Source organism: Vreelandella boliviensis LC1 (genome assembly GCF_000236035.1).
GTDB classification, from domain to species: domain Bacteria; phylum Pseudomonadota; class Gammaproteobacteria; order Pseudomonadales; family Halomonadaceae; genus Vreelandella; species Vreelandella boliviensis.
This window is the reverse complement of record NZ_JH393257.1, coordinates 928,201-952,784: the sequence shown is the minus strand read 5'-3', so window position 1 is coordinate 952,784 and position 24,584 is coordinate 928,201. Positions and strand designations below refer to the sequence as shown.

Sequence of the window (24,584 nt, the reverse complement as noted above, 5' to 3'; positions counted from 1 at the left end):
CTCTTGCCATTTATTCTTCGGCGACGGCTTCACGTCTTGGACTCTGAACGGCAATGGGTTGTTGACGCTTTTTAGCTAGCAAGTACTTACATTTATGGAGAGGCCGCTATGCCTTTATCTCGTGTTGAAATCATCACGCCTTCCGCCGAACGTTTAATGAATCGACTCTGCAAACACTGGGCGCACAAGTTGGAGGTCGAGCAGAGTGATCAGCAAGCTACCATTACGTTTGCCACCGGCACCTGTTTAATGGTGGCTGAGGCCGATAAGTTAGTAGTGGCCCTCGAAACCCTCGAAGAGGAGCATTTGGATGAGCTTGAAGGTGTGGTCGAGCGTCATCTGATGCGAATGGCAGGCGATGAAGAGCTGGCGATAGTGTGGGAGAACTGAGTTGCTCTTTGCGAGGTTAGCCATTGTGGGAGGGAGCTTCAGCTCGCGTATGTCGAACGCCGAATGCGCCGGCGCCTCTGCTATAATCGCGACAAATTTTGATCTCGCTTTTTTTGCACGCAACTGAAACGCAGAGCGCAGGAGTTCGCATGACTCGAATTGCCATAGTAGGCGTGGCTGGCCGTATGGGCCGGACATTGGTAAACGCTGTAGAGCAAGAGGCAGAGGCGACGCTAGCCGGTGGGATCGTGGAGCCCGGCAGCTCCTTGGCGGGCGCCGACATTGGCGAACTTGCCGGGGTGGGTAAGCGCGGCGTTGTCGCAGTGGATTCCCTGGAGTCGATTGTCGATGACTTTGATGTGTTAATCGACTTCACTGCTCCGCAGGTCACGCTGGCTAACCTGGTGTTCTGCGCTGAACACGGTAAGCGTATTGTGATTGGCACCACCGGCATGAGCGATGTCGAGCTGGCTGAGCTTGATAGCTACCGCGATAAGGTAGCCATGGTGTTCGCGCCTAATATGAGCGTTGGGGTTAATTTAACCCTGAAGCTGCTCGAAACCGCTGCCAAGGCACTGGGCGATGAAGGCTACGATATTGAAGTGATCGAGTCTCACCATCGCCATAAGGTCGATGCACCTTCCGGCACCGCGATCAAAATGGGCGAAGTCATCGCCGATAGCCTGGGCCGCAACCTGAAAGAGCACGGCGTGTTCGAACGAGTAGGGCAGTGCGGCCCGCGCACCGACAAAGAGATCGGCTTTGCCACCGTGCGCGCGGGGGATATCGTCGGCGAACATACTGTGATGTTTGCTACCGAAGGCGAACGTATCGAAATCACTCACAAAGCTTCCAGCCGGATGACATTTGCCAAAGGGGCGGTACGAGCTGCGCGCTGGGTCGCTGGCAAACAGAACGGCCGATACGATATGCAGGATGTGTTGGGCCTGGATTAAGGAATCACTCATGCTAGAACGGCCCTGACATTAAGGGGTAGTCTTAGGTCAAGAATTCCTGTAACATTTCAAAAATTTTGGCCGGGTGGCTTAGAAATCTTAAACGGCGCGCTTGTTGCGTTGGCCAGCCCAAAGCCTGCCCCCGAGTCCGCTGGCAGTTTTGATGTTTAGTGTGTGGCTTTGAAGGGCATCGAACAACAAGCGGGATGAAACCGATTCTTTTTATCGGCTTCGTCCCGCTTTTTTACGGCCCTTGTTTTACTGACAACAGTTTTAATGGCAACAGTTTTAATGGCGATAGTTTGATAGCTAGCGTCGTGGATTAATGAAGAAATTGCTGAGCCTGCGCCCCACAGGCTCCCACCAGCATGGGAGGATCTTGTTTTGAATAACCCCGCATTGAGCAAACCCGCAATATTGGCCCTGGAAGATGGCAGCGTGTTCCACGGTATTGCCATTGGCGCGGACGGATTAACCAGCGGTGAGGTGGTGTTCAATACGGCCATGACCGGTTATCAAGAAATCCTCACCGACCCCTCCTATACCCGCCAAATCGTTACCCTCACCTACCCCCATATCGGCAATACTGGCATTAATGCCGAAGACATCGAATCAGCTTCTATTGCCGCAGCAGGCTTGGTGATTCGCGATTTACCGCTAATGGCCAGCAGCTTCCGCTCTGAACAGTCGCTGTCGGACTACCTGAAAAGCCAAAACGTGCTGGGCATTGCCGATATTGATACCCGCCGCCTAACGCGCATTTTGCGTGATAAAGGTGCGCAGAACGGGGCTATTTTGGCTGGCGATGATGCTGAAGGCGATGACGCGGTGGCACGGGCGCTGAAAGCTGCCAAGGCATTTCCTGGCTTGAAGGGTATGGATCTGGCCAAAGAAGTGTCGTGTAAAGAGGCCTACGAGTGGTCGGAAGGTGAGTGGACGCTGGGTGAAGGCTACGCCGATGCGTCTAAAAGCGAGCGCCCCTACCATGTGGTGGCATACGACTACGGGGTGAAATTCAACATCCTGCGCATGCTGGCCGCGCGTGGCTGCCGCCTGACAGTCGTGCCTGCGCAAACGCCTGCCGCTGACGTGCTGGCGATGAACCCGGATGGTGTATTTTTAGCCAACGGCCCTGGCGACCCGGAGCCCTGTGACTACGCTATCAAAGCGATTCAAGAGGTGCTGAAAACCGATATTCCGGTGTTCGGTATCTGCCTGGGTCACCAATTGCTGGCGCTCGCGGCAGGGGCGAAGACGGTCAAAATGAGCCACGGCCACCATGGTGCCAACCACCCGGTGCAGGATTTGGACAGCGGCACCGTGATGATCACCAGTCAGAACCACGGCTTTGCGGCGGATGAAGCGACCTTGCCTGCCAACGTGCGCGCCACACACCGTTCGCTGTTCGACGGCACCTTGCAAGGCATTGAGCTTACCGACCGACCGGCGTTCAGCTTTCAAGGTCACCCGGAAGCGAGCCCCGGCCCGCGCGACGTGGCACCGCTGTTTGATCGCTTCGTTGCAATGATGCAGGCGCGTCGCTAACGCATCCTATCGCCTCGCTGTATCGCCGTCTTTTGTCGCTCATCGTTACCATTTTTTGCGGGAACCGTTATGCCTAAGCGTACCGACATCAACACTATTTTGATCATTGGCGCTGGCCCGATTGTGATCGGCCAGGCCTGCGAATTCGACTACTCTGGCGCCCAGGCGTGTAAAGCGCTGCGCGAAGAGGGTTACCGGGTGGTGTTAGTCAACTCCAACCCCGCCACCATCATGACCGACCCAGCCATGGCCGATGCCACCTACATCGAGCCAATCACCTGGCAGACGGTAGAGAAGATCATCGAGGCCGAGCGCCCTGATGCGATTCTACCCACCATGGGCGGCCAGACGGCGCTGAACTGCGCGCTTGAACTTGAAAAGCATGGCGTGCTGGAGAAGTACGGCGTGGAGATGATTGGTGCCAACGCCGATGCGATTAACATGGCCGAAGACCGCGATCTGTTCGATCAGGCTATGAAGCGTATTGGGTTAGAATGCCCGAAAGCGAAAGTCGCGCACACCATGGAAGAAGCCTGGGAGACTCAGGCCGAGCTGGGCTTTCCGACCATTATTCGCCCTTCCTACACCATGGGCGGCTCCGGCGGCGGCGTGGCGTACAACAAGGAAGAGTTTGAAGAGATCTGTACCCGCGGTTTCGAGCTCTCCAACAACCACGAGTTACTCATCGACGAGTCGCTGCTGGGTTGGAAAGAGTACGAGATGGAAGTTGTCCGCGACAAAAACGACAACTGCATCATCGTCTGCGCGATTGAGAATTTCGATCCCATGGGTGTGCACACCGGTGACTCGATCACCGTGGCCCCGGCGCAAACGCTGACCGATAAAGAGTATCAGATCATGCGTGACGCCAGCCTCGCGGTACTGCGCGAGATTGGTGTAGAGACCGGCGGTTCTAATGTCCAGTTCGGTATGGATCCCAAGACCGGGCGCCTAGTGGTCATCGAAATGAACCCACGGGTTTCGCGCTCCTCGGCGTTGGCCTCGAAAGCCACGGGCTTCCCGATTGCCAAGATCGCCGCCAAGCTGGCGGTGGGCTATACCCTGGATGAACTGCAGAACGATATTACCGGCGGGCGCACCCCGGCGTCGTTTGAGCCGTCCATCGACTACGTAGTGACCAAAATTCCGCGCTTCACCTTCGAGAAATTCCCCCAGGCCAACGACCGTCTGACGACCCAGATGAAGTCGGTGGGTGAGGTGATGGCCATTGGACGTACGTTCCAGGAGTCGCTGCAGAAAGCCCTGCGTGGGCTGGAAACGGGTAACGACGGTCTTGATCCGATCATTACCGATTTTACCCCGGACAACATGGCGATTATCCAGGGTGAGCTGCAGGCTGCCGGTGCCGAGCGTATTTTATATATCGCTGATGCCATGCGTTCGGGTATGAGTATGGATGAGGTATTTACGCTAACCAATATCGATCCTTGGTTTTTGGTCCAGCTGGAAGATCTGGTGCTGACGGAAAATGCCGTCGCCAAGCGCTCGCTGGCTGACTTCTCGGTCAAGGAAATCTATCAGCTTAAGCGCAAAGGCTTTGGTGATGCGCGCCTGGCCAAGTTGCTCAACGTCAGCGAAAAAGAGTTTCGTGAAACCCGTCAGGCCGCCGGTATTCGCCCGGTTTATAAGCGTGTTGATACCTGTGCCGCTGAGTTCGCTTCTGATACTGCCTATATGTACTCCACCTATGAAGAGGAGTGCGAGGCGGATGTCTCTGATCGCCAGAAAATTATGGTGCTGGGCGGTGGCCCGAACCGAATCGGCCAGGGTATCGAGTTTGACTACTGCTGCGTTCACGCCGCCTTCGCCATGCGCGACGATGGCTATGAAACCATTATGGTTAACTGCAACCCGGAAACCGTCTCCACCGATTACGACACCTCTGATCGCCTCTACTTTGAGCCGGTAACGTTGGAAGACGTGCTTGAAATTGCCGACAAAGAGAAGCCGGTGGGCGTGATCGTTCAGTTTGGTGGCCAAACGCCGCTGAAATTGGCCCGCGAGCTTGAGGCTGCTGGTGTGCCGATTATTGGCACCACCCCAGATGCCATTGACCGGGCCGAAGACCGCGAACGCTTCCAGGTGATGATCGACAAGCTGGGTCTCAAGCAGCCGCCCAATGCCACCGCACGCAGCTTTGCCGAAGCCTTTGATAAAGCCGAAGCGATTGGCTACCCGCTGGTAGTGCGCCCCAGCTACGTGCTGGGTGGTCGGGCCATGGAGATCGTCTACGACGCCTCCGAGCTTGAAAACTACATGACCCACGCGGTGAAAGTCTCCAACGACTCGCCGGTGCTGCTCGACCACTTCCTAAGTGCGGCGGTTGAGGTTGATATCGATGCGGTATCGGACGGCCAGCAGGTAGTGATCGGTGGCATCATGCAGCACGTAGAGCAAGCGGGTGTTCACTCCGGCGACTCCGCTTGCGCATTGCCGCCTTACTCGCTGCCTGCCGATGTGCAGGACGAAATGCGTCATCAGGTGAAACAGATGGCCGTTGAGCTGGGCGTTAAAGGCTTGATGAACGTACAGCTGGCCTGGCAAGATGGCGAGATCTACGTAATTGAGGTTAACCCCCGCGCCTCGCGTACCGTGCCTTTTGTGTCCAAGTGCATTGGTACCTCGCTGGCGCAGGTTGCCGCCCGTTGCATGGCCGGTAAAACACTGGCTGAACAGGGCTTTGAGAAAGAAATCGTGCCGCACTTCTATAGTGTTAAAGAGGCGGTTTTCCCGTTCAATAAATTTCAGGGCGTTGACCCGATTCTTTCACCGGAAATGAAGTCGACCGGTGAGGTGATGGGGTCTGGCGATACCTTCGCAGAGGCCTTCTTTAAAGCCCAATTGGGCGCTGGAGAGGCGATTCCTGCGCTAACCGGTGAGCGCAAGGCGTTCCTTTCCGTGCGCGAACCGGACAAGGCGGGGATTATCGAAGTGGGTCGTTCTCTGTTAGCATTAGGTTTTACGCTATGTGCAACACAGGGTACAGCGGCTGCTTTGGAAGCTGCTGGGCTTGCCGTGGAGCGCGTCAATAAAGTCTACGAAGGTCGTCCCCATATCGTCGATCTGCTTAAGAACGACGAAATCGCCTACATTGTGAACACTACCGAAGGTCGTCAGGCTATTAATGACTCTTCGGTCATTCGCCGTACTGCTCTCGCGCGCAAGGTGCCCTATGCGACCACCTTGGCGGGTGCTAATGCTGTTTGCATGGCGCTTGAGTACGGTAGGGAGATTACGGTGCGGCGCCTTCAGGATCTGCATGCAGGAGCAAGTCAATGAATAAGGTCCCGATGACGGTTGCGGGAGAAAGAAGTCTTCGCGAAGAGCTGAATCATCTCAAAGGCGAAGCGCGTCCCCAGGTGATCGCGGCCATCGCCGAAGCGCGTGAGCACGGTGATCTAAAAGAGAACGCTGAGTACCACGCTGCTCGCGAGCAGCAAGGGTTTATCGAAGGGCGTATTCAGGAGATCGAAGGCAAACTCTCTGTCGCGCAGGTGATTGATGTCACTAAGTTACCGAAAACCGGCAAAGTGATTTTTGGCGTCACTGTATCGCTGATAAACCTGGAAAACGATGCAGAAGTGACGTATCGCATCGTCGGGGAAGACGAAGCGGATATCAAAGCCGGGCGAATCTCGGTTACCTCCCCCATTGCCCGTGCCTTAATTGGCAAAGAAGAAGGTGATGTCGTGGTGGTCAAAACCCCCGGTGGTGACGTCGAGTATGAGATAGGTAGCGTCGAGTACGTGTAATAAAAAACGCCCCTTCAATTAACCTGAGTTAGGTCGGTTGAAGGGGCGTTTTAGTTTGGCAGCGTGCTGTTGAAAAAGTGCGTTACATCGAGCGGTTAATGCCGACCGTGGTGGTTCTCGAAGCGGGTAACATTAGAAAGCTTCGGGTTCACCTGCGGGTTTCTACGGTAGAGCAGCGCCATTTTACCAATGGTTTGCACCAGTTCGGCACGGCTGTTGGCGGTCAGTTCGGCGATGATTGCCGCACGATCGTCACGCTCAGGAAGGGCGAGCTTCACTTTGATCAGTTCGTGATCGGTGAGTGCGCGGTTAAGTTCTGCGAGCAAATTTTCGGAGACGCCGTTCTCAGAAACGGTGACCACTGGGTTGAGATGGTGGCCAATGCTACGAAATGCTTTCTTTTGTGCCTGTGACAAGCTCATGGTATCTTGCGGTATCCCGGTTAGCGCTTAACGTTCCATCTTACGGTGAAACGCCACCGAGTGAAAGCGATCGCGTGAATGCGCCCATCTCTTATTCCAGTGTTAGATTCCCACATGCAGCAAAAGCCCCCAAACCGAAAACATTCTGTTAGCAAGACCAGTAATAACTGGAAGAAGGAGCATTTTGACGACCAGTACGTGAAGCAGAGCTGGCAAGATGGCTACCGCTCCCGCGCAAGCTATAAGCTGATTGAGCTGGATGAAAAGGATAAACTGCTGCGTCCCGGTATGACGGTGATTGATCTCGGGGCAGCGCCTGGTGGGTGGAGTCAAATCGCTGCGGAGAGGGTGGGGCCTGAAGGTGTGGTCATTGCCTCTGATATCCTAGAGATGGATGCGCTGGCCGGTGTAGACTTTATCCAGGGTGATTTCACTGAAGAAGCGGTGCTAGAGGCGATACTAAAACGTCTAGATAATCGCCGTGTAGACCTTGTGATGTCGGATATGGCCCCCAATATGAGTGGTATGGCGGCGATTGATCAGCCTCAGGCGATGTATTTAGTGGAGCTAGCGTTAGAACTCGCGCGCGAAACGTTGTCACCTGGTGGTCGGTTTTTAGCTAAAGTATTTCAGGGGGAAGGGTTTGACGCCTATTTGAAAGAGCTGCGTGGCAGCTTTAGCAAAGTGGTGACTCGTAAGCCGGATGCTTCGCGGGCACGCTCCCGGGAAGTTTATTTTCTGGCAGAAGGGTTTCGCGGGTGACTGTCCTTAAAAATGAGGCACCGCCCGTGTGGTTCATAGCCAAGATTTATCAGCGCGATTGCCAGACAGGCAGGCGCAACGTGTGTCACATTCGTCGCCATGAGTGCGCGTGACACAGATGGCCCGAGGCATAAGACGCTTTGGCAATGGTTGAACGCTTGATGCTGATGTAATGTCCTAGTAAAAGGATTTATTAAGCATCAGGATTTAACTGACAGATTCTTGTAATGAGGGTAGCCCCTTGAATGATATGGCGAAGAACCTGATTCTGTGGTTGGTCATCGCGGCCGTCCTACTGACAGTGTTCAATAATTTCAGCACCGAAAGCGCACCGCAAAACACCAACTATTCTCAGTTTGTGCAGCAGGTGCAAAATCAGCAGGTACGTAGCGTCACGATTGATGGTTACACCATTAGTGGTGAGCGTACGGATGGCTCTCAGTTTCAGACGATCCGCCCCTCAGCGGAAGATCCGAAACTGATGGACGATCTGTTGAGCAATAATGTGACGGTCGTGGGTAAAGAGCCAGAGCAGCAAAGTATCTGGACGCGGCTACTTATTGCCAGCTTCCCGATTCTGCTAATTTTGGGCATCTTCATGTTCTTTATGCGCCAAATGCAGGGCGGAGCCGGTGGTGGTAAAGGCGGCCCGATGAGCTTTGGTAAATCGAAGGCCAAGCTGCTTTCTCAAGATCAGATCAAAACGACGTTTGCCGATGTGGCGGGCTGTGATGAGGCCAAGGAAGAAGTAGAAGAGTTAGTCGACTTCCTGCGCGATCCGACCAAATTCCAACGCTTGGGTGGCACCATCCCCCGCGGCGTTTTGATGGTGGGTCCGCCAGGTACCGGTAAAACGCTGTTAGCCAAGTCGATTGCAGGCGAAGCTAAAGTGCCGTTCTTCTCGATTTCAGGTTCTGATTTCGTTGAAATGTTTGTCGGTGTCGGCGCATCCCGTGTGCGCGATATGTTCGAACAGGCCAAGAAGCAGGCGCCTTGCATTATCTTCATTGATGAAATTGATGCAGTGGGTCGCTCGCGTGGGACCGGTATGGGCGGTGGTAACGACGAGCGCGAGCAGACGTTGAACCAACTGCTGGTCGAGATGGATGGTTTTGAAGCCAATGAAGGCGTCATCGTTATCGCTGCGACCAACCGTCCTGATGTGTTGGATCCCGCGTTAATGCGTCCAGGCCGCTTTGACCGTCAGGTAACGGTCGGCTTGCCAGATATTCGTGGTCGTGAGCACATTTTGGGTGTTCACCTACGTAAAGTGCCCCTGGGGGACGACGTAAAACCACAGTTGATTGCGCGGGGTACGCCAGGTTTCTCCGGCGCGGATTTGGCCAACTTGGTCAATGAAGCCGCACTGTTTGCCGCGCGCCGCAATAAGCGCTTGGTAAGCATGGAAGAACTTGAGCTGGCGAAGGATAAGATCATGATGGGCGCAGAGCGCAAATCGATGGTCATGACCGACAAAGAAAAGCTCAATACGGCTTATCATGAATCTGGTCACGCCATTATCGGTTTGGTCGTGCCTTCCCATGATCCGGTCTATAAGGTGACGATTATCCCGCGTGGTCGTGCGCTGGGTGTCACTATGTTCTTGCCGGAAGAGGATCGCTATAGTCTGTCTCGTCAGCAAATTCTGGGGCAAATCTGTTCGCTGTTTGGTGGCCGTATTGCCGAAGAGATGACGTTAGGCCCGAACGGTGTGACGACGGGCGCCTCCAACGACATCAAGCGTGCTACTGAGTTGGCCCACAATATGGTTGCCAAGTGGGGCTTGTCGGATGAGATGGGTCCGATCATGTACGACGAGGATGAGTCGCATCAGTTCCTCGGCGGTCCCGGGCAGGGTGGCGGCAAGATGAAGTCGGGTGATACCACCACGCGCCTTGATAAAGAAGTCCGCAAAATCATTGACGACTGCTACGAACAGGCGCGCCAAATCCTTACCGATAATCGCGATAAGCTTGATGCCATGGCAGAAGCCTTGATGAAGTACGAGACCATTGATGCCACTCAGTTGAAGGACATCATGGAAGGTCGTGACCCGCGCCCGCCGGAAGGCTGGGACGACGGTGACTCATCCGGTGGCGGCACGCCTGTCAACGATGACAAGCCGCAAACGAAGGCCGAAGACGACGTTTCTACTAACGGATCTGGAAGTGATGGCGAAGAAGATGACGATGAACCGCGTCGCCGTCCCTCAGACCCGCTAGGCGGCCCTGCAGGCCCATAACGGTTAGCACTATCGTATGAGCAAAAGGCGCCCCGTCAGGGGGCGCCTTTTTTGTTATGCTGTGTACATACCACTGCAATGTTTCTTTTCTTGATCAGGCTGCAGCATGAAAACAATTCTGGACACGTCCTCTACGCAAACCGCAGAAAATGCTTTCCAATTGCGTTGCGGGCGCCATCTGCTGGACCTCTCCTTTCCCCGGGTGATGGGCATTCTCAATGTGACGCCGGACTCTTTTTCCGATGGCGGGCAGCACGTGGCATTGGATGACGCTTTGCGCCACGCCGAGCGGATGCTGGCCGAAGGGGCGGCGATGATAGATGTGGGCGGCGAGTCGACCCGTCCAGGCGCTACCCCTGTCAGCCCCCAGGAAGAGTTGGACCGGGTGGCGCCGGTGGTGGAAGTCCTGGTGCGTGAGCTGGATGCGTTGGTGTCAGTGGATACCAGTTGCCCGACAGTCATACGCGAGGCGAGCGAGCTGGGCGCTGGTATGATTAACGATGTACGCGCGCTAGAGCGCGAAGGGGCGCTGCTGGCTGCGGTGGGTAGTGGTTTACCTGTTTGCTTGATGCATCGCCAGGGTGAGCCGCAGGATATGCAGCAGTCTCCCATTTATCAGCACCCGATAGAGGAAGAGGTGGCTGGCTATTTGGTCCGCCGGATTGCTGAGTGCGAAGCGGCCGGTCTGCGCCGTAATCGATTATTGATAGATCCAGGTTTTGGCTTCGGCAAAACCGTCGAACACAATCTACGCTTACTCAAATACTTGGAAACTCTGCAGTCACTTAAACTTCCAGTGCTGGTGGGTATGTCACGCAAGAGTATGATTGGCAAGGTGTTGGGCCGCCCGGTTGAGGAGCGTCTCTCCGGTGGCTTAGCGCTCGCTGCCATGGCAGTTGAGCGTGGGGCTAATATTTTGCGCGTACATGATGTGGCTGCAACGGTTGATGCGGTCAATATGGCGTGGGCGGTACTTCAAGAAGGCTGCGAGCCGCTGCTAAACAAGGAGTTTGACGCATGACAAGGCGATATTTTGGGACGGATGGTATTCGCGGTACGGTGGGTAAATCACCCATTACAGCTGATTTTATGCTCAAATTGGGCTGGGCGGCGGGGCAGGTGCTGCGCCGTGAAAAAGGTCGAACGCGTGTGCTGATCGGCAAAGATACGCGGATCTCCGGCTACATGTTCGAATCTGCCTTAGAGGCAGGGCTATCCGCGGCGGGTGTCGATGTATCACTGTTAGGGCCAATGCCCACGCCGGGCATTGCCTACTTAACGCGGACTTTTCGTGCCGATGCGGGGATTGTTATTTCGGCGTCGCACAATCCGTTTGATGATAACGGCATCAAGTTCTTCTCCGCTGAGGGCAAGAAACTTCCCGATGAGACAGAAGATCGTATTGAGGCGATGCTAGAAGTGCCGCTGGCCACGGCTGAAGCTGCTCAGCTGGGTAAAGCGACGCGTATCGACGACGCCGCAGGCCGTTACATCGAGTTTTGCAAGTCAACACTACCTGATCGGCTTAGCCTGCACGGTCTCAAAATCGTCTTAGATTGTGCTCACGGTGCCACATACCATATCGCGCCCAATGTGTTTCGCGAGTTGGGCGCTGATGTTACCACCATTGGCTCTGCGCCTGACGGTTTAAACATTAACCACCAAGTGGGCTCAACGCATCCCGCCGCATTGCGTGCTGCCGTTATTCAGCAAAACGCTGATTTGGGGATCGCCTTTGATGGCGATGGCGATCGCGTGATGTTGGTAGATGGCGACGGGCGCGAAGTCGACGGCGACGATATTCTTTATCTGATAGCTCGCGATCGCCATGAGCGCGGCTTGCTCCATGGCGGCGTAGTGGGCACGGTGATGTCAAATTTTGGCTTGTCGATGGCACTTGATAAGCTGGGAATCCCCTTTGAGCGAGCTAAAGTAGGAGATCGCTTTGTGATGGAGCGCATGGCTCTCAATGGTTGGGAGCTAGGTGGCGAGTCGTCGGGGCATATTGTCTGCGGTCATGTGCAGACCACTGGCGACGGGGTCGTCTCTGCGCTGCAGGTATTGGCACTGATGGTGCGCGAGCAGAGGAGCTTACCGGCACTGTTAAAAGAGCTGGAGAAAGTGCCGCAGGCACTGGTTAATGTGCGTTTGCCCGCCAATGCCAGCGCAAAAGAGATAATGGCGTCAGCGCCACTTCAGCAGGCGGTTGCCGCGTTGGAGCATGAGTTAGGCGATGAGGGTCGAGTATTGCTACGTCCGTCAGGTACAGAGCCGCTAATTCGTGTGATGGTGGAAGGGCGCGCCCATTTAGATGTCGATCAATTGGCGCGTACATTGGCCAGTCAGGTTCAGGCACTGCTTAATTAAACGTGCTCAACTAACCGGCACAGCAAGCCGGTCCAGTAAGCCGGTTTAGTAAACTGGTTTAGTAAACCCAGCTTGTGGTTATAACAGCGGTTGTCTTGACAAGGCCGCTCCTATACCATTTCGCTCCACCTTGAGTGAGGAGAGTCGATGCGTACGCCTTTAATTGCCGGCAACTGGAAAATGAACGGTTCCGTGGCGTTGATCAATGAATTTGGCCAGGCCTTCTCCGCCGGCGTATCGCCAATGAACGTGGAAGTCGTTATTATTCCGCCGTTCCCCTATTTGGATGCGGCCCGCCATGCGTTTGAAGGTACCGCGCTATCATTAGGTGCGCAATCGTTGAACCCGATTCATTCCGGGGCGCATACCGGTGAGGTGAGTGGCCGCATGCTAAAAGAGTTTGCGGTCTCTTATGTGCTGGTGGGGCACTCAGAAAGACGTCAACTCTATAAAGAGAGCGATGAGCAAGTTTTCGCGCGTCTTTTGGCAGCCTTAAGTGTCGAACTCAAGCCAATCTTCTGTGTGGGTGAATCCCTAGAGGAGCGTGACGCAGGCCGCACGATGGATGTGGTGCTTCGTCAAGTGGGGTATGTAATGTCCCGCTTAGAGCCAGATCAGCGCAAGCAGGTCGTTATTGCCTATGAGCCTGTTTGGGCAATTGGTACTGGTCGCACGGCGACTCCTGAGCAAGCCCAGGACGTTATGGCAGGCATTCGCGCCTACCAGGCGGGTTTCGATAAGGGGCTCGCTGAGCAACTGCGTTTGCTTTACGGCGGCAGTATGAACGCAAGCAATGCGGCTGAGCTGCTCGCTCAGCCAGATATCGACGGCGGTCTAGTGGGCGGAGCCTCACTTAAGATCGATGATTTTTTTGCCATTTGTCAGTCAGCAGGATAACGCCATGCAAGTTGCAATTCTTATGATTCATGTGGTGATTGCGGTCGCCCTGGTGGTACTCATTCTGCTTCAGCAGGGTAAAGGTGCTGAAGCCGGTGCAGCTTTCGGTGGCGGTGCATCACAGACAGTGTTTGGTTCGCGGGGCAGCGGTAACTTTTTGTCGCGCACAACGGCTATTTTGGCGGCGGGTTTCTTCGCCACCTCAATGGCGCTAGCTTACTTTGCTACCCAGGCAGGTCAGGCACCCGAAGCGGGCATCCCCGATTCGCGTCTGATCGAGCAGCAGCAAAGTATCCCCACGCTTGACGACAGGCCTGCAGGTGTGGATAATACCGCGCCAGTGCTAGAGGAAAGCAGCGAGTAAGTAGCGTTCGTTGTTTAGACTGAACTTGTTGTTTAGAGTGACATAGTTTCTTTAGCCTCCCCTGATGCCGAAGTGGTGGAATTGGTAGACACGCTATCTTGAGGGGGTAGTGACCGTATGGTCGTGCGGGTTCAAGTCCCGCCTTCGGCACCATCTGTTTTGCTGGCTCGCCAGCTTCCCAGAGTGTTTTTTTTGTTACCAGAATGCCAAGTTTGGCACCTGAGGCGAAAAAGACAGCTTTAAGTAAGTGGCTTTTTTCAGTAAGCCAGTCTTGGAGCAAGTAGTTCTTGACGTAAGTAGCTTTAGTGTCTATTATCGTCGACCTAGATTGATGCGGGGTGGAGCAGTCTGGTAGCTCGTCGGGCTCATAACCCGAAGGTCATCGGTTCAAATCCGGTCCCCGCTACCATTTCCTAGTTGCATGTGATGGTTTGTTTTCTTTGAGAAAAAATCAGAAAATAGCCAGTTATACCAGGTACAGCCTGCTACATGTTGCTAAGATGGTACTCAAGGTTTATTTCAAAAAGCCCCTTCCAGTGAAGGGGCTTTTTGTTAGCAGCTTTTGGCTAGCAAGTGCGCTTTGTTGTTGCTTAATTTAGCGACCGCTTTTGTTAGCACGGATATCTTAATAGCGGATGTCGTCCGGATAGCCGGAGACACATTCCCGAGTAACGCCAATCAGCCACCTAGCTTTTCTAATAACTCCTGGCCAGGTGCCTGATGCAACGGCTATAGGAGCTTTGTCTGTGGCCACTAAACACGCTGCGCTACACGCGCTGATCGAACCTGTTGTTGCTGCCATGGGCTTTGAGCTATGGGGCATCGACCATCTTTCCCAGGGCAAAAATTCGCGGCTGGTGATCTATATCGAGCGCGAGAGTGGTGTCAGCGTGGAAGACTGCGCAGATATTAGCCGCCAAGTCAGTGCTGTTATGGATGTAGAAGACCCCATTGCCGGTGAATACCGGTTGGAAGTCTCCTCGCCAGGCATGGCACGTCCCTTGTATTCCCTGGATCAGTTTACCCGCTTTCAAGGTCATCACGTCGCGCTGAAACTGCGTACTGCCTTTGACGGGCGGCGCAAGTATCAAGGGCTTTTGGTCGGTGTTGAGGGGGATGAAGTACTCCTACAACTGGATGGTGAAGAGTACTGCTTTCCAATTGAGAGTATTGATTCGGCTCACATTGTACCGCAGTTCGACGATTGACCGGGTGGCGGCGCTGCCGGCAGGCTGCCGGGGTGATGCACATAAGGATAGGTTTTCTGGCGAGGCATACGCATGAGTAAAGAAATATTAATGGTCGTTGACGCGATCTCCAATGAGAAGGGCGTCCCGCGTGATGTCATCTTCGAAGCGGTAGAAGCCGCTCTTGCGAGCGCGTCACGCAAGCGTTTTGATAGAGAAGAAGCCAATGTGCGCGTGCATATTGACCGTCGCACTGGCGAATACGAAACCTTCCGCACCTGGACGGTTGTGGAAGATGACGAATTCGAAACGCCAGATTACGAAATTAAAGAGAGCATCGCCGAGCAGCGTGAACCGCCGCTAAAATTAGGCGATGTGGTTGAAAAAAGCATCGAAAATGCTTCGTTTGGCCGTATTGCAGCACAAACCGCTAAGCAGGTTATTGTGCAGAAAGTACGTGAAGCGGAGCGGGCCGAGGTGGTGCGCCAATATGCCGACCGCGAAGGCGAACTGGTTGCAGGCATTGTTAAAAAGACCACACGTGACGGTCTAATCATTGATTTGGGCGAAAACGCTGAGGCGTTTTTGCCGCGCAATGAAATGATTCACGGTGAACGTTACCGAATGAACGAGCGGGTACGTGCTCTATTGGTCAAAGTGGATCCAGAAGCACGTGGTGCTCAGCTTCAGCTATCGCGGACGTGTCCCGAGCTAATCATCGAACTGTTCAAAATCGAAGTGCCTGAAATCGCTGAGCAGTTGATTGAGATCAAGGGTGCTGCTCGCGACCCCGGCTCTCGGGCCAAAATTGCGGTAAAAACCAATGATCGCCGCATTGATCCCGTCGGTGCCTGTGTGGGTATGCGCGGTTCGCGCGTTCAAGCGGTCTCTTCGGAACTGCAAAACGAACGCGTTGATATCGTGTTGTGGGACGATAATCCTGCCCAATTGGTGATTAACGCCATGGCGCCCGCCGATGTCGGGTCTATCCTAGTGGACGAAGACGCTCACGCGATGGATGTGGCTGTGGCGCAAGATAACCTTGCTCAGGCGATTGGCCGGAGCGGTCAGAACGTGCGTTTGGCTTCTGAACTTACCGGCTGGCGGATTAATGTCATGACCGAAGAGGAAGCGGAGTCTAAGCGCGATCAAGAAATTGATAGCTTGGTGGACTCCTTCATCCAGCACCTTGAAGTGGATGAAGATGTCGCTCGCCTGTTGGTGGAAGAGGGGTTCACTACCCTGGAAGAAGTCGCCTACGTGCCGATGGAAGAGATGCTCGAAATCGAAGAGTTTGATGAAGATTTAGTAGAGCAGCTACGCGCACGGGCGAAAGACGAGCTGCTGACGATGGCAATTGCCTCGGAAGAAGCGCTAGACGGTGCCCAGCCAGCAGTTGATCTGCTGGAGATGGATGGCATGGAGCGCCACCTGGCCTTCATTCTGGCCAGTCGCGGCATTGTCACCATGGAAGATCTCGCCGAGCAGTCTGTCGACGATCTGGTCGATATCGAGGAGTTGGACGAAGCGCGCGCAGCGGCACTGATCATGACTGCCCGTGCGCCCTGGTTTGAAGTCGATGACGCATCGGATTCGAACACACAGTAAACAGGTCACGGGCTGAGGAGGGTCAATATGTCAGATATGACAGTTAAAGATTTCGCAGGAAAGGTGGGCCGTGATGTGCCTCGCCTACTAGAGCAAATGAAAGAAGCAGGTTTAAAGCACGCTTCTGAAAGCGATGCTGTGTCTGAAGAAGATAAGCAGAAGCTGCTGAGCTTCTTGAAGAAGAGCCATGGCGGTAGCGACGCCCCTGAAGCGGGTAAAAATCGCATCACGCTGACGCGCAAAACCCGTAGCCGTATCAATACCGGCGAACGTGGCAAAACCATCGAAGTGCAGGTACGTAAAAAGAAAACGTACGTTAAAAGTGCTGAAGATGAGAAGCCGAAAGCCGCAGAGCCTAGTTACACTGGCCCACGTCAGTTAGTCGGCGATATGGCGGAAGCTGAAGCTGAACGCAAAGTAACGGATGCGCGTGAAGCTGAAGAAAAAGCCGCTGCGAAGAAAGCCCGTGCTGCACAGGTAGCTGAAGCCACCGAGCGTAGTAATAAAGAAGCTGAAGCAGCGCGTAGTAAAAAAGAGGTTGATTCAAGGCCTAGAACAGCCAAAGCGCCAGCAACACCTGATGTCGCGGTGCCTAATCTTGAAATCGATGACACGCCGTCGGGTGACGATATGCCGCCAGCGCCGCCCAAAGAAGGCCGCTCTGACCGTCGTACCGCGCCGCCTAAGAAGGCTGCTGCGGCGAAGGCCAAGGGCCGTCGTGACGATGACGATCGTGGTGATCGTGAAGAGCGCAAACGTGGCGGCGGTAAGAAGGTAAAACGTGCCGAACAGCGTCGCGGTGGCCGCCGTGGTGGCAACCAGACCGGCAACGGCAAGCACGCTTTCCAGAAGCCGACGCAGCCGATCGTGCGTGAAGTATCGATCCCTGAATCTATCAGCGTGGCGGAATTGGCCGACAAGATGTCGATCAAGGCCAATGAAGTGATCAAAGCCATGTTTAACATGGGCGCGGCAGTGACCATCAACCAAACCATCGATCAGGATACGGCTGCGATCGTGGTGGAAGAGATGGGCCATACGGCGAAGCTGGTTAAAGATGACGCGCTGGAAACGGAAATGCTCGAAGGCATCTCCTACGAAGGCGAAGAGATCACCCGTTCACCGGTTGTAACGGTAATGGGTCACGTCGACCACGGTAAAACCTCGCTACTCGATTACATCCGTAAAGCGAAGGTGGCAACCGGTGAAGCGGGCGGTATTACCCAGCATATCGGCGCCTACCACGTGGAAGATAACCACGGTGGTGTTACCTTCCTGGATACCCCTGGCCACGCGGCGTTTACCGCCATGCGTGCCCGCGGTGCCAAGGCGACCGACGTGGTCATCCTGGTCGTCGCGGCGGATGACGGCGTTATGCCGCAAACCATCGAGGCGATTGAGCACTCTAAAGCTGCCGAAGTGCCCATGGTCGTGGCGGTCAATAAAATCGATAAAGATGGCATTGATCTTGATCGCATCAAGAATGAGCTTTCCCAGCACGGCGTGATCTCTGAAGAGTGGGGCGGTGATACACAGTTTGTTCACGTGTCTGCTAAGACAGGTGAAGGTATGGAAGAACTGCTGGAAGCGATCCAGCTGGCCTCCGAAGTGCTTGAGCTGAAAGCCGTGCCTTCCGCGCCGGGTAAAGGCGTGGTGGTTGAATCACGCCTTGATAAAGGCCGTGGCCCGGTCGCTACCGTACTGGTTCAGAACGGTACGCTGAAAAAGGGCGATATCGTTCTGGCCGGCCTGCACTACGGTCGTGTGCGTGCGCTGACCAACGAACTTGCCCAGCAAGTGGATGAGGTTGGCCCGGCGATGCCGGTAGAGATTCAAGGCTTGGGTGGTACGCCGGATGCGGGTGACGACTTTATGGTCGTGGCCGACGAGAAGAAAGCCCGCGAAGTAGCTAACTTCCGTCAAGGCAAATACCGTGAAGTGCGCCTGGCGCGTCAGCAGAAAGCCAAGCTGGAGAATATGTTCAGCCAGATGGGCCAAGACGAAGTGGCCAAGGTCAACGTCGTCCTCAAAGCCGACGTTCAAGGCTCGCTGGAAGCGATCAAAGGCGCTCTGGAAGAGCTCTCCACCGATGAAGTGGAAGTGGCTGTGGTTTCTTCGGGTGTTGGTGGTATTACCGGTACCGATGCCAACCTGGCGCTTGCTTCTGAAGCCATCGTGGTCGGCTTTAACGTCCGCGCTGACGCCGCTGCCCGTGAGATTATCGAACGTGAAGGTCTGGATCTGCGCTACTACAGCGTTATTTACCAGCTGATCGACGAGGTCAAACAGGCGATGAGCGGTATGCTCGCCCCCGAGTGGAAAGAAGAGATTGTCGGTATTGCCGAAGTACGTGATGTCTTCCGTGCGCCGAAGATTGGTGCGATCGCCGGCTGTATGGTCATTGAAGGCAACGTGCATCGTAATAAGAAGATCCGCGTATTGCGCGATGACGTGGTGATCTACGAAGGCGAGCTCGAATCGCTGCGCCGCTTCAAAGACGATGTGCAGGAAGTGCGCAACGGCATGGAGTGTGGCATCGGCGTGAAGAACTACAACGATGTCCAAGTCGGCGATAAGATCGAAGTCTTCGACCAAGTGAAGGTCGAACGTAGCCTGTAAGGCTGCGAGGAGCTAAACATGCGCGAATTTAAGCGTACCGACCGGGTAGCCGACCAGCTCCAAAAGGAGCTGGCGGTGCTGATCCAACGCGAAGTGAAAGACCCACGTTTGGGCATGGTCACGGTCAGCGGTGTCACCGTTAGCCGTGATCTTGGCTACTCCGACGTCTATGTCACGCTGTTGGGTGAGCAAGAGCCGGAGCGTATTAAAGAGAATCTGCAGGTGCTAAAGCGCGCTGCAGGTTTTCTAAGAAGCCAGATTGCTAAGCGCATCAAGCTACGTCACGTACCGGAGCTGCGTTTTCATTTCGATGAAAGCGTGGTGCGCGGTCAGCAACTCTCGTCGCTGATAGATGAAGCGGTGACAACCGATCGTGCGCGCTATCAAGACGATGGCGATGACGCTTATCAAGACGCTGGCCAAGAAAGTGACCAAGGCAGTGACCAAGACTCCGACGCCGAACAAAGCGAGGAAACTCGCTAGTGGCGCGTCAACGTCGCGGTTTGCCGGTCAATGGTGTACTGCTGCTGGATAAGCCCAAGGGCGTTTCCAGCAACCATGCGCTGCAGCGTGTTCGCCGACTGTTCCAGGCTCAAAAAGCCGGGCACACCGGCACGCTAGACCCGATGGCCACCGGCTTATTGCCGATCTGCCTAGGCGAAGCCACCAAGTTCTCATCGCACTTGCTGGAAGCCGACAAGGTGTATCGCACCCGGATAGAGCTAGGGGTGATCACCGATACCGGCGATGCGGAAGGCACGATTATTGAGCAGCATGAGGTTCCCAGCTTAAGCGTCGATGACGTGGAAGCTGTGCTCACTCGCTTTCGCGGTGAGATTGACCAAGTGCCGCCGATGTATTCGGCCCTCAAGCATCAGGGCAAAAAACTTTACGAGCTGGCCCGCGAAGGCAAGCACGTAGAGCGTGCAGCCCGGCGCGTAAGCGTGTATGATGCGCGCCTGCTATCGTTTGAAGGCACTGCTTTTGAGCTGGAAGTAAGCTGCAGTAAAGGCACTTACATCCGCACGTTAGCCGAAGATATTGGTCAAGCGCTTGGCTGTGGTGCGCACATCAGTCAACTAAGAAGGCTCAAAACGGGGCCCTTTTTAGCCGACGCGATGTGGACGCTAGAGGCCTTGGAGGCATTGGCCGACCAAGCGGCACTGGAAGCTGAGCTAATGCCAGCGGACGTGTTGGTAGATCATTTACCGTCGTTGACGGTAGACGATGCTGCCCACAGCCGTTTGGCCCATGGTCAGTCTGCCAATCTGACGACCGGCACGTTAGCGCCGGATGCGTTAGCCAGACTTTATTACGCCGAGACGTTTATCGGCCTTGGCGTAGTGAAAGGTGCCCAGGAAGTGGCGCCTAAGCGACTGTTAAGTACCGTCGCTATCTCGTGAACCGCGTTGCAAGGATGCAGCCGTCTGCGTGAAACTAGTTAGTGGAAAGAAACTAGCTAGTAAAAAATAGTAGCCTGAGACTGCAAATATGCGTGGTCTCAACCATTCATTTTTAGGCATATTGCTTACTGGAGAGACAGATGGCTTTAACCGCTGAGAAGAAGGCCGAAATCGTCACCGAATACGGCCGCGGCGATAACGATACCGGTTCCCCTGAAGTGCAAGTTGCACTGCTGAGCGCCAACATTAATGGCCTGCAGGATCACTTCAAGACCAATAAACAGGATCACCACTCTCGTCGTGGTCTGATCCGCATGGTTAACCAGCGTCGTAAGCTGCTGGACTACCTAAAGCGTAAAGATTTCGAACGCTATCAGTCTCTGATTCAGCGTTTAGGTCTGCGTCGTTAAGCGTTAACGGCAACGATTCGAAACGGGCAGCTCCTTGTGAGCTGCCCGTTTTTTTATGTTTCGAGTTTATCTCAATAGTGCTGGGGGCAAGAAGGAACAGGTAGCCCTATCGCGCTCCAGCGCCTAGAATGGTAACGAGTCAAAACGACCTAAACGAATAGACAAGTAGATATTGATAATGCTGAAGGAAGTCGCTGTGAATCCGGTAAAGAAAACGTTCCAGTACGGTCGTAGCACCGTCACGCTCGAAACCGGGCGTATTGCTCGCCAAGCTACCGGCGCTGTCATGGTTACCATGGATGACACCGTTGTGCTGTGTACCGTTGTCGCTCGAAAAGACGCAAACCCGAGCCAACCCTTTTTCCCCCTCTCGGTACACTACCAAGAGAAAACTTACGCAGTGGGCAAGATTCCTGGCGGCTTCTTCAAACGCGAAGGTCGTCCCACTGAGAAAGAGACGCTGACCTCGCGTCTGATTGATCGCCCGATCCGTCCGCTGTTCCCCAAGGGCTTTATGAACGAAGTGCAGGTGATCTGCACCGTTTTATCGACTGATCGCAATCACGACCCAGATGTCGCGGCGATGCTGGGCACCTCTGCGGCGCTGTCGATTTCGGGTGTGCCGTTCAACGGCCCGATAGGCTGTGCACGCGTAGGCTTTAACGAAGAGAAAGGCTACTTTCTGAACCCGACCGTCGAAGAGCTAAAGAGCTCAGAACTGGATATGGTGGTCGCTGGTACCGATAAAGCCGTGTTAATGGTGGAATCTGAAGCCCAAGAGCTGCTCGAAGACGAAATGCTCGGTGCCGTTCTGTTCGGCCATCAGGAAATGCAGGTCGCCATCAGCGCGATTAACGAACTGGTGGCTGAAGCCGGTAAGCCGCGCTGGGAGTGGCAGGCCGCGGAAGAGAACCAAGCGCTTAAAGCCGCTATGGGCGATGCCTTTGAAGCTAAAGTCGGTGAAGCCTATCGGATTACCGATAAAATGGCCCGCCAAGATGCGCTGTCGGCATTGAAAGACGAGGCGGTTGCTCTGTTGGTCGCTGCCGAGGGCGAAGAGCCTGAAGGTAAATTCGCCAAGGATGACGTCAAAGGTGCATTTGCGAGCCTTGAAAAACGAGTGGTTCGCTCGCGCGTCGTAAAAGGCGAGCCACGCATCGATGGTCGCGACAATCAAACCGTCCGTCCGTTGGCCATTGAAGTGGGTACTCTGCCCAAAACCCATGGCTCCGCTATCTTCACCCGCGGCGAAACCCAGGCGATTGCTATTGCGACCTTGGGAACGTTGCGTGATTCGCAGCTAATCGAATCGCTGGAAGGCGAGCGTAAAGATCGCTTTATGCTTCACTATAACTTCCCTCCCTACTGTGTAGGCGAAGCGGGCTTTTTTGGCGGGCCGAAGCGTCGCGAAATCGGCCACGGCCGCTTAGCGCGTCGTGGTGTGCAGGCTATGCTGCCGTCCGAAGATGTCTTCCCTTATACTATTCGTGTCGTTTCTGAAATTACCGAATCTAATGGCTCAAGCTCGATGGCCTCTGTCTGTGGCTCTTCGCTGGCGTTGATGGACGCGGGCGTGCCGCTAAAAGCGCCGGTCGCCGGTATCGCTATGGGCCTGGTGAAAGACCCAGACGGCTTCGCGGTATTGACCGATATCCTGGGTGACGAAGACCACTTAGGCGATATGGACTTTAAAGTTGCCGGTTCCGAAGAGGGTGTCACCGCCCTGCAGATGGATATCAAGATCGAAGGCATCAACGAAGAGATTATGGAGCTCGCGCTTCAGCAAGCACTGACCGCGCGGTTGAGTATTCTTGAGCAAATGAATGTCGTGATTAGCCAGAGCCGTAGCGATGTCTCCGACAACGCGCCGTCGATGGCAACGATCAAAATCGATCCGGACAAGATCCGCGATGTGATCGGTAAAGGCGGCGCGATGATTCGCAAAATCTGCGAAGACACCGGCGCTTCAATCGATCTCGACGACGATGGCACCGTGCGTATCTACGCGGAAGATAAAGCCGCCGCCAAGCGCGCCATTGACACCGTACTGTCGATTACCGCTGAAGCGGAAATCGGCAAGCTGTATATGGGTAAAGTGGTGCGCATTGCTGATTTCGGCGCGTTCGTTAATATCATGCCGGGAACCGATGGCCTGGTGCATATCTCGCAAATCGTTGCCGAGCGCGTTAACAACGTTCGCGACTTCTTGAACGAAGGCGATGACGTGATTGTTAAGGTGCTGGATATCGACAACCGCAACCGCGTGAAGCTGTCGATGAAAGAGATTACTGAAGAAGAGAAAACTGCTTTTTCAGCAGAAGCAGCGGAAGCCGAAGCTACGATTTAAAACGTTAGCTAGGTTTCTGATACCGCCCCCGTCGCCTCTGGCTGCGGGGGCGGTGTTGTTTGTAAGGTTTGATCGTCAGGGGTTTAAAGAATCAGGGAGTAATTGCGATGGAGCAGGAGCAAGCGCCGCGCTGGTGGGCGGTGGTGGCCGTGATGATCGGCATTTTTTTACTGGTGACCGCAGAACAACTGCCGATTGGCTTATTGTCCCAGGTGGCCTCATCGATGGGCGTTACCCCAGGCATGGCGGGCTTAATGGTGACTGTGCCTGGCGTAGTCGCTGCCTTTTCAGCGCCGCTGTTACCGGTCGCGGTGGGGCGCTTGGATAGGCGCATCATGCTAACAGTATTGATGGTCGTGATGGTGGCAGGGAGTGTTTTCTCGGCATTTGCCAGCAGCTTTACCTTGCTGCTCGCCGCCCGCGTGTTGGTGGGGCTTAGTATTGGTGGTTTTTGGGCGGTTGCGGGCAGTATTGCCCCGCGCTTAGTGCCAGAGTCACAGGTGCCTAAAGCGATGACGATGATTTTTGGTGGCGTCGCGGCGGCCTCGGTGCTGGGCGTACCACTGGGCACGCTATTGGGCGATTTCAGCAACTGGCGGGTCGCCTTTGCAGCGCTGGGCGGTTTAAGTCTGTTAACGGCCATCGCGCTGTGGCGTTGGTTACCGCCGCTGCCCCCGCGGGAGCCGGTGCGGCTGCGGGTACTGGCGCAGCAGTTTAGCAATCGTGGGGTGCGCGTCGCGGTGCTAACCACCGCCTTTGTAGTCGTCGGCCATTTTGCCGCCTACACCTTTATTAGCCCTATCCTGCAGGAGATTAGCGGTATTTCCCAACGCCATGTGGGTAGCCTGCTGCTGCTCTATGGGGCCGCAGGCATCCTGGGCAATATCGCGGCGGGTATGTTCGCCGGACGGCACCCTTACCGCGCGGTATTGGCGATTCCCAGCCTGCTGCTTGTCGTGGTGGCCGTGTTTCCGCTGTTGGGGGGTCAACCGAGCAGCGGCGTCATGTTGCTCATGGTGTGGGGAGCGGTGTTTGGCAGCGTATCGGTGAGTATTCAAACCTGGATTTTGCGTACTGCGCCAAATACCGAAGCTGCCACCGCCTTGATGGCGTTTACCTTCAATATGTCGATTGGTCTGGGCGCCATGCTGGGTGGGCGTATCGTCGATGGCACTAGCTTACCCATTGCCATGTGGGCCGCATCGGGATTATTCCTACTGGGGATGCTGCTAGTGCTAAGCACGCCAGCCAAGGTCGTTGGTCAAAAAACACGTTGAGCCAATAGGAGCAAA

Annotated in this window: 20 protein-coding genes and 2 tRNA genes; 21 read left to right on the top strand and 1 reads right to left on the bottom strand. The window is 54.9% G+C overall.

Annotated features, from left to right (window positions below; genetic code table 11):
* Positions 1-108 precede the first annotated feature (108 nt).
* The 5 genes from KUC_RS04125 (at position 109) to greA (ending at position 6,664) form a co-directional block, all read left to right on the top strand.
* Positions 109-390, top strand: a complete 282-nt coding sequence (locus tag KUC_RS04125) for a DUF2218 domain-containing protein (protein WP_007111841.1) — start codon at positions 109-111, stop codon at positions 388-390.
* 149 nt (positions 391-539) lie between these two features.
* Positions 540-1,346: a 4-hydroxy-tetrahydrodipicolinate reductase gene (gene dapB, locus KUC_RS04120; protein ID WP_007111840.1), complete on the top strand. Its 807-nt coding sequence runs from the start codon at positions 540-542 to the stop codon at positions 1,344-1,346.
* A gap of 399 nt (positions 1,347-1,745) precedes the next feature.
* The gene (gene carA, locus KUC_RS04115) at positions 1,746-2,891 is read left to right on the top strand and encodes a glutamine-hydrolyzing carbamoyl-phosphate synthase small subunit (protein WP_176459023.1); all 1,146 of its coding nucleotides are present in this window, start codon (positions 1,746-1,748) and stop codon (positions 2,889-2,891) included.
* A 69-nt stretch (positions 2,892-2,960) separates the two neighbouring features.
* Positions 2,961-6,191 carry a carbamoyl-phosphate synthase large subunit gene (gene carB / locus KUC_RS04110; RefSeq protein WP_007111837.1) on the top strand — a complete coding sequence of 1,077 codons (3,231 nt, stop codon included), beginning with the start codon at positions 2,961-2,963 and terminating at the stop codon, positions 6,189-6,191.
* Positions 6,188-6,664 (top strand): transcription elongation factor GreA, encoded by a 477-nt coding sequence (greA, locus tag KUC_RS04105; RefSeq protein WP_040479471.1) that lies wholly within the window; start codon positions 6,188-6,190, stop codon positions 6,662-6,664. Before carB ends, greA begins: the two co-directional genes overlap by 4 nt.
* Positions 6,665-6,759: 95 nt before the next feature.
* On the opposite strand, the gene yhbY is transcribed toward greA, so the two are convergent.
* Positions 6,760-7,086, bottom strand: coding sequence for a ribosome assembly RNA-binding protein YhbY (gene yhbY, locus KUC_RS04100; protein ID WP_007111835.1), 327 nt, complete (start codon positions 7,084-7,086; stop codon positions 6,760-6,762).
* Positions 7,087-7,200: 114 nt separating this feature from the next.
* On the opposite strand from yhbY, the gene rlmE reads away from it, so the two are divergent.
* From rlmE to KUC_RS04020, 16 genes are all read left to right on the top strand, one after another.
* On the top strand, positions 7,201-7,848 hold the full coding sequence (gene rlmE / locus KUC_RS04095; protein ID WP_035582941.1) for a 23S rRNA (uridine(2552)-2'-O)-methyltransferase RlmE: 648 nt from the start codon (positions 7,201-7,203) through the stop codon (positions 7,846-7,848).
* Positions 7,849-8,089: 241 nt separating this feature from the next.
* Positions 8,090-10,090 carry an ATP-dependent zinc metalloprotease FtsH gene (ftsH, locus tag KUC_RS04090; RefSeq protein WP_007111833.1) on the top strand — a complete coding sequence of 667 codons (2,001 nt, stop codon included), beginning with the start codon at positions 8,090-8,092 and terminating at the stop codon, positions 10,088-10,090.
* A 106-nt stretch (positions 10,091-10,196) separates the two neighbouring features.
* On the top strand, positions 10,197-11,111 hold the full coding sequence (gene folP / locus KUC_RS04085; protein ID WP_040479466.1) for a dihydropteroate synthase: 915 nt from the start codon (positions 10,197-10,199) through the stop codon (positions 11,109-11,111).
* Positions 11,108-12,457, top strand: coding sequence for a phosphoglucosamine mutase (gene glmM, locus KUC_RS04080; RefSeq protein WP_040479463.1), 1,350 nt, complete (start codon positions 11,108-11,110; stop codon positions 12,455-12,457). Before folP ends, glmM begins: the two co-directional genes overlap by 4 nt.
* A 147-nt stretch (positions 12,458-12,604) precedes the next feature.
* The gene (tpiA, locus tag KUC_RS04075; protein ID WP_007111830.1) at positions 12,605-13,354 is read left to right on the top strand and encodes a triose-phosphate isomerase; all 750 of its coding nucleotides are present in this window, start codon (positions 12,605-12,607) and stop codon (positions 13,352-13,354) included.
* Positions 13,355-13,358: 4 nt separating this feature from the next.
* Complete coding sequence (gene secG / locus KUC_RS04070; RefSeq protein WP_040479460.1) at positions 13,359-13,718, top strand: preprotein translocase subunit SecG; 360 nt, start codon at positions 13,359-13,361, stop codon at positions 13,716-13,718.
* A 66-nt stretch (positions 13,719-13,784) separates the two neighbouring features.
* Positions 13,785-13,871: transfer RNA gene (locus KUC_RS04065), tRNA-Leu, on the top strand.
* Positions 13,872-14,050: 179 nt separating this feature from the next.
* Positions 14,051-14,127: transfer RNA gene (locus tag KUC_RS04060), tRNA-Met, on the top strand.
* 337 nt (positions 14,128-14,464) lie between these two features.
* Positions 14,465-14,926: a ribosome maturation factor RimP gene (rimP, locus tag KUC_RS04055; protein WP_007111828.1), complete on the top strand. Its 462-nt coding sequence runs from the start codon at positions 14,465-14,467 to the stop codon at positions 14,924-14,926.
* A gap of 72 nt (positions 14,927-14,998) precedes the next feature.
* On the top strand, positions 14,999-16,513 hold the full coding sequence (gene nusA, locus KUC_RS04050; protein ID WP_007111827.1) for a transcription termination factor NusA: 1,515 nt from the start codon (positions 14,999-15,001) through the stop codon (positions 16,511-16,513).
* 27 nt (positions 16,514-16,540) lie between these two features.
* Positions 16,541-19,132: a translation initiation factor IF-2 gene (gene infB / locus KUC_RS04045; RefSeq protein WP_040479455.1), complete on the top strand. Its 2,592-nt coding sequence runs from the start codon at positions 16,541-16,543 to the stop codon at positions 19,130-19,132.
* Between the two features lie 18 nt (positions 19,133-19,150).
* Entirely contained in the window at positions 19,151-19,615 is a 465-nt protein-coding gene (gene rbfA / locus KUC_RS04040) for a 30S ribosome-binding factor RbfA (RefSeq protein ID WP_007111825.1), read from the top strand.
* Positions 19,615-20,535 carry a tRNA pseudouridine(55) synthase TruB gene (gene truB / locus KUC_RS04035; RefSeq protein WP_007111824.1) on the top strand — a complete coding sequence of 307 codons (921 nt, stop codon included), beginning with the start codon at positions 19,615-19,617 and terminating at the stop codon, positions 20,533-20,535. Before rbfA ends, truB begins: the two co-directional genes overlap by 1 nt.
* Positions 20,536-20,675: 140 nt before the next feature.
* On the top strand, positions 20,676-20,945 hold the full coding sequence (gene rpsO / locus KUC_RS04030) for a 30S ribosomal protein S15 (protein WP_007111823.1): 270 nt from the start codon (positions 20,676-20,678) through the stop codon (positions 20,943-20,945).
* Between the two features lie 178 nt (positions 20,946-21,123).
* The gene (gene pnp / locus KUC_RS04025) at positions 21,124-23,292 is read left to right on the top strand and encodes a polyribonucleotide nucleotidyltransferase (protein ID WP_007111822.1); all 2,169 of its coding nucleotides are present in this window, start codon (positions 21,124-21,126) and stop codon (positions 23,290-23,292) included.
* Positions 23,293-23,399: 107 nt separating this feature from the next.
* Positions 23,400-24,569 (top strand): MFS transporter, encoded by a 1,170-nt coding sequence (locus tag KUC_RS04020; protein ID WP_007111821.1) that lies wholly within the window; start codon positions 23,400-23,402, stop codon positions 24,567-24,569.
* The last annotated feature ends 15 nt before the right edge of the window (positions 24,570-24,584 follow it).

What these genes read in the sequence shown, in the direction of transcription:
- KUC_RS04125 (WP_007111841.1), top strand. Translation starts at nt 109, where the DNA reads ATGCCTTTATCTCGTGTTGAAATCATCACGCCTTCCGCCGAACGTTTA.
- dapB (WP_007111840.1), top strand. Translation starts at nt 540, where the DNA reads ATGACTCGAATTGCCATAGTAGGCGTGGCTGGCCGTATGGGCCGGACA.
- carB (WP_007111837.1), top strand. Translation starts at nt 2,961, where the DNA reads ATGCCTAAGCGTACCGACATCAACACTATTTTGATCATTGGCGCTGGC.
- greA (WP_040479471.1), top strand. Translation starts at nt 6,188, where the DNA reads ATGAATAAGGTCCCGATGACGGTTGCGGGAGAAAGAAGTCTTCGCGAA.
- yhbY (WP_007111835.1), bottom strand. Translation starts at nt 7,086, where the DNA reads ATGAGCTTGTCACAGGCACAAAAGAAAGCATTTCGTAGCATTGGCCAC.
- rlmE (WP_035582941.1), top strand. Translation starts at nt 7,201, where the DNA reads ATGCAGCAAAAGCCCCCAAACCGAAAACATTCTGTTAGCAAGACCAGT.
- folP (WP_040479466.1), top strand. Translation starts at nt 10,197, where the DNA reads ATGAAAACAATTCTGGACACGTCCTCTACGCAAACCGCAGAAAATGCT.
- glmM (WP_040479463.1), top strand. Translation starts at nt 11,108, where the DNA reads ATGACAAGGCGATATTTTGGGACGGATGGTATTCGCGGTACGGTGGGT.
- tpiA (WP_007111830.1), top strand. Translation starts at nt 12,605, where the DNA reads ATGCGTACGCCTTTAATTGCCGGCAACTGGAAAATGAACGGTTCCGTG.
- secG (WP_040479460.1), top strand. Translation starts at nt 13,359, where the DNA reads ATGCAAGTTGCAATTCTTATGATTCATGTGGTGATTGCGGTCGCCCTG.
- nusA (WP_007111827.1), top strand. Translation starts at nt 14,999, where the DNA reads ATGAGTAAAGAAATATTAATGGTCGTTGACGCGATCTCCAATGAGAAG.
- infB (WP_040479455.1), top strand. Translation starts at nt 16,541, where the DNA reads ATGTCAGATATGACAGTTAAAGATTTCGCAGGAAAGGTGGGCCGTGAT.
- rbfA (WP_007111825.1), top strand. Translation starts at nt 19,151, where the DNA reads ATGCGCGAATTTAAGCGTACCGACCGGGTAGCCGACCAGCTCCAAAAG.
- rpsO (WP_007111823.1), top strand. Translation starts at nt 20,676, where the DNA reads ATGGCTTTAACCGCTGAGAAGAAGGCCGAAATCGTCACCGAATACGGC.
- pnp (WP_007111822.1), top strand. Translation starts at nt 21,124, where the DNA reads ATGCTGAAGGAAGTCGCTGTGAATCCGGTAAAGAAAACGTTCCAGTAC.
- KUC_RS04020 (WP_007111821.1), top strand. Translation starts at nt 23,400, where the DNA reads ATGGAGCAGGAGCAAGCGCCGCGCTGGTGGGCGGTGGTGGCCGTGATG.